Source organism: Corynebacterium tuscaniense, from assembly GCF_008693065.1.
Lineage (GTDB): Bacteria > Actinomycetota > Actinomycetes > Mycobacteriales > Mycobacteriaceae > Corynebacterium > Corynebacterium tuscaniense.
On the sequence record NZ_VXKH01000080.1, the window covers coordinates 1 to 6,041 of the forward strand.

A 6,041-nucleotide genomic window follows, 5' to 3' on the forward strand; every position below is an offset into this window, starting at 1 on the left:
CACAGACACTGACATGCTGGCTGGCCCGCAGTCCGGCGACCGCCCGAAGATGGACGCCACGAACGTCGCGCGCGCCGTCCGCCTCGCCGTCGATGCTGGCCCTGGCGCAACCGTCGAATTTTTGCGCGTTGCCCCATCCGGCTTGGCGTAGTAATCTTGAACTTCCTGCACGGTTTCTCACCGCGCAGGACGTCAAAATCAAGGGGATGACTTGGTTTCGACTTCGCTGACCAATCCAGGGGAAGCGTGCCGGTGCAGGCTGGAGACCACCGACTTTAAGCGTCGCAGCACTTCATAAACGCAGAGAAGAACTCTCAGCGTGACTACGCCCTCGCTGCCTAAGTAGCGACCGCGTGTCTGTCAGGCCGGGCTTGCTCCCGACCCGGACCCTGGCATCGACTAGGGAGCTTGCCCTCTCACCGTGTCAGTGAGGTGCTTGGAGGGGACAACTTTCACTGACTGGGCCCATCATCCGGACATGTTCGCCTGATCCGGAGGGCCAAGCAGAGATCCTGTGCGAACTGCGCACGGAGAAGCCCTGGTGCAGTGGCGAAGGACCCGGGTTCAATTCCCGGCATCTCCACTATTCGGATTTCCCCCGGTTTCGTGACCGGGGGTTTTCCATGTCTGGCCTAGCTGCAATCGCAGAACCCGCTTTTTAGATCCAGCTTATAAGCCCAAAAGTGACGATTAGCTGGATCCAGATAGCGGGATTTAGCGTGACTAGCCCGTCCCACTCGGAAGGAGTTCTCCTCGGTCTTGTATTAGCTTCCCGAGGGAAGCGGGGAACCCGCGCCGTGGGGTAGAGGGCAGCGGTTGTGCATGTGCTAAAACATTAAGGTGACCGCGCGAATTCGTGCGCTTGGGCTAGGTGAAAGAGGGGGATCCCGGTGCGCATGAACTGGCTGAAGAGATTGGTCTGCTGCGGACTGTGTGTGGTGAGTTTTCCGGCGATGGCCGCGTGCAGTGAAGCAAGGCAGGCGGCGGCGTCGGCAGCGGCCATAGCCAAGGTAAGGCCGAACTGGATGGGGGGTACGGTAGAAGTTACCGATAACTCGGGTACGAAGACTGTGCCGTTAAGGCCTCGGAAGATTGCGGCCTTTGACCTCGGAATATCGACGTTGTTGGATGACCTGGGGGTTCAGTCTGATTTCTGTACGACCCCGGAAGAAGTTGCGCGCTTGGAGCCGGATTTAGTTGTCATGGGGGCACATAGCCAGTACCGGCCGGCGAGAATCGCAGACATTTCTAGTGGGGTCGCGGTGGTTGACCTTGCCCCGCGGCCGGAGAAGCCACTGGATGAGGAATTGGTACGCCAAGCGCAGGTGCTGGGCAAGATATTCGACCGTGAGGAACTAGCTGATCAGCTGGAAGATGATTTCGGCGCGGCTCTGAAACGTGCACGAAGAGCTGCTAAGAAGAACTGGACAGCAGCAGTGATTCAGGTTGATGATGGCAAGCTGGTGCCGCAGGGCAAGGATGGGGGCAAGATCTTCGGTCCCGTGATGGAGATGGTGGGGCTCACGCCGGTGACAATGCAAGACAAGCCGGATGTGATTTTGGTGAGTGAGCCGTCACCGCTGGAGCAGGTGGGGGAGTATCAGTCAGCAATCAGGCAGTTGGACAAGGATCCCACGATGAAAAATGTTCCGGCGGTGAAGAAGGGCAATATTTACGTGGCTCCTTATTCTATGCCTGATGGGGGGACACTCACCTCGTACACGGAGATGTTCAATGAGTTGGCCAACCACTGGTCAGCCATCTACTAGGCCTTATTTGTGAGAGGGTATTGACTCTCCTGGGACATATGGTAGGTTAGGCAACGTTTACCAAACTTTTGATGGACAAGGAGTATCATGTCCCGTAAATCCTGGCTCGCAGGCCGCCGTCCGGAGCGCGCTGCTGTTGCCCTTTTCGCCGCTGCTTCGCTCACCCTCGTTGGCTGTGCACAGACCGACAACAACACAGCGCAGGAGACCACGGCTGCAGCTGAAGCCAAGACGGTCACTATTGAGGACAATGAGGGCACCAAGGAGGTTCCGGTAAACCCGACGTCCGTCGTCGCGCTGGATAACCGCAGCTTCGAGATCCTGGATGAGTGGGGCGTGAAGCCGGTTGCGGCTGCTCGTGCACTCGTGCCGGAGACCATTCCGGGAATTGCGGATGATGAGGACATCGTGGACATCGGCAACCACCGCGAGCCGAACCTGGAGGCCATCGTCGCGGCTGACCCGCAGGTGATCGTTTCTGGCCAGCGCTTCACCAAGTACAACGAGGAGATTGAGAAGCTCGTTCCGGATGCAGTTCTCGTGGACTTGGAGCCGCGCAAGGATCAGCCACTGGATGAGGAGTTCCTCCGTCAGGTCAACGCGCTGGGCAAGATCTTTGACAAGGAGGAAGATGCCAAGAAGATGGCCGATGACTTCAGCAAGGCTCTTGAGCGCGCCCGCGAGGCATACAACAAGGACTGGAAGGTCATGGCGGTAAACGTCTCCGGTGGTGAGATCGGCTACGTTGCACCGAAGGTTGGCCGTACGTGGGGCCCGCTGTTTGACATTCTTGGTCTGACTCCGGCGCTGGAGGTTGCAAATGCCAGCGATGACCACAAGGGTGATGACATTTCGGTGGAGGCTATCGCTGAGGCTAATCCGGACTGGATGCTCGTCCTTGACCGTGATGCCGCGATCCGCACCGAGGATTCCGCGCCGGCGAAGCAGGTTCTGGATGACAGTGAGGCGCTGAAGAACGTGACCGCCATCAAGGAGGGCCACATCTACATCGCTCCGTCGGACACGTACACTAATGAGTCGATCATTACGTACACCGAGATTCTGAATGCTCTCGCAGATCAGTGGGAGGCTGCCGCTTAGTGCCGCATCGCTTATCGACGACCCGCCCGCGGCTTCTTGATACGAAGCTGCTGGCGGGTATCGCCGTTGTCGGAGCATTGCTCGCAGTGTCCTTGATGGTGGGGCAGTACGACATCCTGGGCAGCGAAGAAGGAACTGAAATGTTCTGGATCACGCGCGTGCCACGCACCATCGCGCTGGTCTTGTCCGGCATGGCCATGGCCATGAGTGGCATGGTGATGCAGCTGCTCACCCAGAACAAATTCGTGGAACCCACCACCACCGGCACGACTGAATGGGCGGGCCTTGGCCTGCTGGTGGCGCTGTACTTCATTCCTAATTCATCGCTAACCGTGCGCATGATCGTGGCAGTGATCTTTGCCTTCATAGGAACAATGGTCTTCTTCCTCTTCTTGAGGAAGGTGACTCTGAAGTCTTCCCTGGTGGTGCCCATCATCGGCATCATGCTGGGTGCTGTGATTAGTTCCATTTCTACGTTCTTTGCCATGAAGACGGATATGCTCCAGTCGCTCGGCATTTGGTTTGCGGGCTCGTACACCTCGATCATCCGTGGGCAGTATGAAGTGCTGTGGACCGTGGGCATCGTGGTGGTGGCGGTGTTCATCTTTGCGGACCGGCTCACTATCGCCGGCCTGGGTAAAGACATTGCCGTGAACGTTGGCCTTAACTATGAGCGCATCGTGCTGCTCGGTGTCGGTCTTGTTGCCATCGCCTCCGGTGTGGTCACCGTGGTCGTGGGCATGCTGCCCTTCCTGGGGCTCATCGTGCCCAACCTCGTCTCCATGGTGCGCGGGGATGACCTACGCTCAAACCTTCCATGGGTGTGCCTCGTTGGCGTGGCCGTGGTGACCATCTGCGACATCATCGGTCGCACCATTATCGCCCCGTTTGAAATGCCAGTGTCGGTGATCCTTGGCATCGTGGGTGCCTTTGTCTTCGTGGCCCTGATTGCTAAGAAAGTACGCGCATGATCGAGACGGACAGTGGAAGGAATGTGGGGGCGTTCCAGACGTCGACAAGCAAAAAGCGCTATTGGATGATCCTTGCGGTGCTCGCTGTGATTGCTGCGGCGAGTGCGTGGGGCCTGCTGGCATACCAGAATCCGATGGAATTTGGCACACGTGGCTACTGGCTGATTGCTGAAAGGCGAGCAAACTCCGTGCTAGTCATGGCCATCGTTGCGCTGTGTCAGGGCATGGCTACGGTGGCATTTCACACGGTGACCGGTAACCGCATCATCACACCCTCCATCATGGGATTTGAGGCGCTATACGTGGCGATTCATACCTCGACCGTGTACTTCTTTGGCGCGGCCGGGTTGATTAATGCGCGCACGCTGGACATGTTCATCCTCCAGCTTGTTGTCATGGTGGGCTTTACACTGCTGCTGTATTCATGGCTGCTGACTGGCGAGAACAACATGCACGCGATGCTGCTTATCGGCGTGGTGATCGGCGGGGGACTAGCTAGCCTTTCGACGTTCATGCAGCGCATGCTCGCTCCGAGTGAATTCGACGTGCTCACAGCGCGCCTTTTCGGCTCCGTGAACAACGCTGACCCGCAGTATTTCCCTGTGGCCATTCCGCTCGCGCTTGGCGCTGCGCTGTTGCTTTACGTGCATTCGCGCACGCTCAATGTTCTTGCGCTCGGCCGTGAACCGGCCGTGAACCTGGGTGTCAACCACCGCGCGCACGCAATTTACGTGCTCGTGCTGGTGAGCGTGCTCATGGCTGTCTCCACGGCACTTGTTGGGCCCATGACCTTCCTCGGCTTCCTGGTAGCCACTTTGGCCTACCAGTTCGCCGACACCTACGATCACCGGTATATATTCCCGATGGCCACGTTGATCGGATTCGTTGTGCTCACCGGGTCATATTTCGTGATGAACCACATTTTCTACGCTCAAGGCATCGTGTCCATCATCATCGAGTTGGTGGGTGGTCTTGTCTTCCTTGCCGTCATTCTGAGAAAGGGGACGCTGTGATCAAGCTGTCATCTATCGCGAAGGAGTACGGCGAAGAAGTCTCCATTGGTCCTATTGATCTGGAGATCCCCGCCGGTGGCATGACCGCTCTCATTGGCCCCAATGGTGCCGGCAAGTCCACTTTGCTGACCATCATCGGACGCCTGCTTGCCCAAGACTCTGGTTCTGTCAGCATCGGCGGCCGCGATATTTCCTCCATGAAAGGCAAGGACCTGGCCAAGGAGCTGTCCATTCTGCGCCAGGAGAACAACTTTGTTACCAAACTGACAGTGCGCCAATTGGTTGGTTTCGGGCGTTACCCCTACAGCAAAGGGCGCTTGACCGAAGAGGATGAGGAAATCATCTCCCGTTACATCGACTTCCTTGGCCTTACCGGACTTGAGGGCCGCTACCTCGACCAACTTTCTGGTGGTCAGCGTCAGCGCGCGTACGTCGCGATGGTTCTCGCGCAGGAGACCGACTATGTGCTCCTCGACGAACCCCTGAACAACCTGGACATCTCCCACTCCGTCGACATGATGCGCCACCTGCACGATGCGGCCGAGAAAATGGGTCGCACCGTCATCGTTGTGTTGCATGACATTAACTTTGCTGCGCGCTACGCCGACTACATCTGTGCTGTGAAGGACGGCAAGATCGTTGAGTTTGGCACCCCTGAGCAGGTAGTTCGCGCGGATGTCCTGACCGAGATCTTCGGTACCGATATCGACGTGATTACTACGTCGCGTGGGCCTATTGCGGCCTACTTCTAGGTTGGCCATGTTCTGATGTTGCGCCTGCAAGGAGACCTGTTTGAGGGTGGGTTTGCATTCTTAAATCAAATGAAGCTATTGTATGAATCCGTCCTTACGAACGGTTACCGCAAGGTGAACGGGACGTAAGAGCGAGAAGAAAACGATATTGCAAGCGAGTTGACACAGCGTGTTGATCTCCAGTAATGTCGAGCAAGCCGCTTCAAACGGAGCCGATACGGTTTCGCGGAGGGTGTGCGTGTGTTGTGTGAGAACTCGATAGTGTGCCAATGATTTTTGTTTGGTTGGTTTGTGACTGTTCACCTCTTTTTTTGGGGTGTGTGCTGGTCGATGCTGTCTGAACCATTGATGGGATGGTGTCGTCTGGTTGGTCGCATGACTGATTGGATGTTTTTTGTTGTTGTCTTTTTTCCTCGTCGAATGGGGCGGCAACGT

General features: G+C 57.0%; 6 protein-coding genes and 1 other RNA gene. 6 read left to right on the forward strand and 1 reads right to left on the reverse strand.

The features are described from left to right. The first annotated feature begins 202 nt into the window (after positions 1-202). The 6 genes from ssrA to F4V54_RS09915 all read left to right on the forward strand — a co-directional run bounded on the left by ssrA (position 203) and on the right by F4V54_RS09915 (position 5,606). Positions 203-586: a transfer-messenger RNA gene (ssrA, locus tag F4V54_RS09890) on the forward strand. Between the two features lie 439 nt (positions 587-1,025). Then, positions 1,026-1,769: an ABC transporter substrate-binding protein gene (locus F4V54_RS09895; protein WP_170253147.1), complete on the forward strand. Its 744-nt coding sequence runs from the start codon at positions 1,026-1,028 to the stop codon at positions 1,767-1,769. Positions 1,770-1,856: 87 nt separating this feature from the next. After that, entirely contained in the window at positions 1,857-2,870 is a 1,014-nt protein-coding gene (locus F4V54_RS09900) for a siderophore ABC transporter substrate-binding protein (protein WP_150387025.1), read from the forward strand. Continuing rightward, positions 2,870-3,841, forward strand: a complete 972-nt coding sequence (locus F4V54_RS09905; protein WP_034665403.1) for an ABC transporter permease — start codon at positions 2,870-2,872, stop codon at positions 3,839-3,841. Before F4V54_RS09900 ends, F4V54_RS09905 begins: the two co-directional genes overlap by 1 nt. After that, on the forward strand, positions 3,838-4,854 hold the full coding sequence (locus F4V54_RS09910; protein ID WP_150387026.1) for an iron chelate uptake ABC transporter family permease subunit: 1,017 nt from the start codon (positions 3,838-3,840) through the stop codon (positions 4,852-4,854). Before F4V54_RS09905 ends, F4V54_RS09910 begins: the two co-directional genes overlap by 4 nt. Beyond that, a complete protein-coding gene (locus F4V54_RS09915; protein ID WP_150387027.1) occupies positions 4,851-5,606 on the forward strand; it encodes an iron ABC transporter ATP-binding protein in 756 nt (251 codons plus the stop codon). The genes F4V54_RS09910 and F4V54_RS09915 overlap by 4 nt, the downstream gene beginning before the upstream one ends. A gap of 75 nt (positions 5,607-5,681) precedes the next feature. On the opposite strand, the gene F4V54_RS11655 is transcribed toward F4V54_RS09915, so the two are convergent. Further along, positions 5,682-6,041 (reverse strand): hypothetical protein (locus tag F4V54_RS11655; protein ID WP_211359478.1); only part of this gene is annotated, 360 nt, incomplete at its 5' end.